General features: G+C 70.6%; 1 protein-coding gene. It reads right to left on the bottom strand.

What is annotated here, in order from left to right; genetic code table 11:
• Positions 1 to 102: 102 nt before the first annotated feature.
• Positions 103 to 612 (bottom strand): DUF1993 domain-containing protein, encoded by a 510-nt coding sequence (locus G7B67_RS13210; protein ID WP_166213169.1) that lies wholly within the window; start codon positions 610 to 612, stop codon positions 103 to 105.
• Positions 613 to 742 lie beyond the last annotated feature (130 nt).

Genomic DNA, 742 nt, shown 5'->3' with positions numbered 1-742 from the left:
GGCGCCAACGCACGGCACCGTCGCGTGCCGCTCGCAGCGAGCGGGCGCGCCCACGGCCCCGCGGGGCCCGCGCTCCGGCCGGCCCCGCCCAGGCCGCCGCGGTCAGGACGTGGCGCCGATGAAATCCATCTTTCCGATCTGAACGCCGGCCTCGCGCAGGATCACGTAGCTGGTGGTGCAGTGGAAGAACAGGTTGGGCAGCACGAAGTCCAGCAGGTAGGCTTGGCCTTCGAACTTCATTTCGCCGCTGCGCATCTGCAACACGATCGGGCGCGACTCGCTGCCGTCGACCTGCGCGGCATCGATGCCACGGATGACCTCGATCGCGCGATCGATGCGCGCGTACAGCTGCGCGAAGCTGGTCTCGTCGTCCTCGAACTTCGGCGGCTCGCTGCCGGCCAGGCGGCAGGCGCCGTTCTTGGCCATGTCGGTGGCGATCTGCACCTGGCGCACCAGCGGCAGCATGTCGGCGATCAGCCGCGTCTGCAGCAGCACTTCGGGTGCGAACGCTTTTTCGACGGCATGCGCCTCGCCTTTGTGCAGCACCGCGCGCAGGTTCTGCAGCGCACGCACGAATACGGGCACGGATGCCTGGTACATCGAAATCGTCATCGGGGGACTCCGGCAAGGCACGCGGGATGCGGCCGGCGAAGGTTACGCGCACCGCCGGCGCGCAGGGACCCCGCTGCCCCTGTGGGGCGCTGCGCCGCGGCGCCCACCGGGCGTCAGCGGCCGCCCTCGG

Origin of the sequence: Cognatiluteimonas telluris (assembly GCF_011320095.1) — a bacterium.
In the GTDB taxonomy this organism is placed as follows: domain Bacteria; phylum Pseudomonadota; class Gammaproteobacteria; order Xanthomonadales; family Xanthomonadaceae; genus Cognatiluteimonas; species Cognatiluteimonas telluris.
This window is presented reverse-complemented; position numbering and strand designations above follow the sequence as displayed.

Coding starts and splice junctions, on each gene's coding strand:
- G7B67_RS13210 (WP_166213169.1), bottom strand. CDS start 612: ATGACGATTTCGATGTACCAGGCATCCGTGCCCGTATTCGTGCGTGCG.